Here is a 2,252-nt window from a genome sequence, read left to right on the forward strand (position 1 = left end):
TCATATGCCCCTTTTGCTTCAGCAAGAGCATATCTTCGCAAAACATAATCATTTTCGAAAGCAACAGCGATCATTCTTGCGATTGCATATGAATAAATTTCCATTTCAAAATCTACTTCATTTACTAATGGCATATCCCTGACAATTCCTTCAATTATTGCCTGTCTAACCCTTTCCACCCCCCTTCTTCTTGCCCTCTCATAAATTATATCATCAAGTATTTCCTCTATACTAACCCCTCTATTTTTAACCCATTCTTTTGCTTCCGAAAGAAATGGATACTTAGAAATTTTTATCAATTCCACAAAAATAAAATGATTTTGTTTTTAATATTTTTGATGGCTGATTTTGCAATCATTTTAAGCAGAAGAAAAATATACTGCACCAACATCAATCAAAAGATTTAATTGCTGTGTTGAATAAACCTTAAAAATTTTTTGCATCATTCTCCTTCAGAAGGGAATGTTGTCAAACGAGAGAAATGTGCATTTTTCTGGATTTTATCGAAACCGAAAGAAAGCAAAGAAAACTATTGGCAATAAAAAATAGAAAGGATATAATCTATCTTAAGATAGGAGAAAGAATTTCAATTATATAGATAAGCATGACTGCCATATACGAATGGCTATACAAATTCGGAGTGTATTGGAAAATAGCATCTCAGATAAAAGCCTCATTTTGTGCAATGCAAAACAGATGGAAGAGCATGGTATTTGATACTGAAAAGATAGAACATTTTGATAACTATTTTCCAAGCAAGAGATGGAAAATAAAACATGTGAAATCTTTTATTTTCCATTTATGTTTTGTATTATAATTGGATAGAGCCATCAGAGTTTATCCAACAACTCCTCAGTTTTTTATTGTAGAGAATGCAGCGCCATCTTTACTTAAAATTTAAGAGCAAATATTAAATATATATTTGCTATTTTTATCCGCCATGACTGAAGAAAAGGAATTTAAATATATAGTCAGGATAGCAGCAACAGATATAGATGGTAATAAACCAGTAATGTATGGACTCACAAGAATAAAGGGAATAAATTATATGCTGGCAAATGCAATCCTTACACAAACTGGAATAGATAAAAATAAAAGGATAGGTTATCTTTCAGATAAAGAAATAGAGGAAATAAGCAATGCAATAGAAAAAATAAATGAATGGCTGCCAGAATGGATGAAAAACAGGAGAAAGGATTTATATTCTGGCAGGAATTTGCATTTAATTGGCTCAGAAATAGATTTAATGAAGAGAGAAGATATAAATCTACTGAGAAAAATAAGAGCATATCGTGGAATCAGGCATGAAAGAGGGCTTCCTGTAAGAGGGCAAAGAACAAGAAGCCATAAAAGAACAGGCTTGACAGTTGGAGTTATAAGAAGTAAAGAAATGGCAAAGAAGAAGGAAGAAGGAAAGGAGGAAAAGAAGGAGAAGAAGTGAGAAAATGGGTGACCCTAAATTTCCAAGAAAAAAATATGAAACACCGTCCCATCCCTGGCAAGCAGATAGGATAGAGAGGGAAAAGGAGATTGTCCAGAAATATGGGCTGGCTAAAAAAAGAGAGATATGGAGATCTGAAACAATATTGAGAAAGATAAGGGAGCAGGCAAGAAGGCTGAGGGCGAGGGCAGGCGAGAGGCAGGCGGAAATGGAAAAAGAAGCATTGCTGAAAAGATTGTATAATCTTGGCATCCTTCCAGAAAACTCAACTCTTGAAGATGTTTTGGCTTTGAATGTGGAGCATATACTCGGCAGGAGACTGCAAACTTTGGTATACCTTCACGGACTTGCAAGAACACCGAAGCAAGCGCGTCAGCTGATTGTTCATGGTCATATAGCAATAGATGGAAGAAGGGTAACAATCCCATCCTATTTGGTTAGAAGGGGAGAGGAAGAAAAAATCTCATATTCACCAAAATCTCCTCTTAATAATGAATTGCATCCTGCCCGTCCGAAAAAGGAAGAGATTTTAGCAGCAAAAGAAACGGAGGTGCAAAATGGTTAAGTGGGGAATTGCTCATATTTTTTCATCGCATAACAACACAATAATTACAGTTACAGACATAACAGGAGCAGAGACGCTTGCAAAATGCTCTGGAGGAATGGTTGTAAAATCAGATAAAGATGAGCCATCACCATACGCAGCAATGGTCGCAGCCCAGAGAGTAGCTGAGGAGCTAAAAGAAAAAGGAGTGGATTCATTGCATATAAAGGTAAGGGGAATAGGAAGGGGAAGGAGTAAAAGCCCCGG

The 2,252-nt window shown here is 36.0% G+C and carries 4 protein-coding genes; 3 read left to right on the plus strand and 1 reads right to left on the minus strand.

The window, feature by feature from the left end; all coding sequences use genetic code 11:
- A partial coding sequence (locus H5T45_07555) for a DNA primase regulatory subunit PriL (protein ID MBC7129553.1) occupies nt 1-305 on the minus strand: 305 nt, incomplete at its 3' end.
- A 635-nt stretch (nt 306-940) separates the two neighbouring features.
- On the opposite strand from H5T45_07555, the gene H5T45_07560 reads away from it, so the two are divergent.
- The 3 genes from H5T45_07560 to rpsK form a co-directional block, all read left to right on the plus strand.
- Nucleotides 941-1,441 carry a 30S ribosomal protein S13 gene (locus H5T45_07560; protein ID MBC7129554.1) on the plus strand — a complete coding sequence of 167 codons (501 nt, stop codon included), beginning with the start codon at nt 941-943 and terminating at the stop codon, nt 1,439-1,441.
- 4 nt (nt 1,442-1,445) lie between these two features.
- Entirely contained in the window at nt 1,446-2,006 is a 561-nt protein-coding gene (locus tag H5T45_07565) for a 30S ribosomal protein S4 (protein MBC7129555.1), read from the plus strand.
- A partial coding sequence (gene rpsK / locus H5T45_07570; GenBank protein MBC7129556.1) for a 30S ribosomal protein S11 occupies nt 1,999-2,252 on the plus strand: 254 nt, incomplete at its 3' end. The genes H5T45_07565 and rpsK, both read left to right, overlap by 8 nt.

This window comes from Thermoplasmatales archaeon (assembly GCA_014361245.1).
Taxonomy (GTDB): Archaea; Thermoplasmatota; E2; order UBA202; family JdFR-43; genus JACIWB01.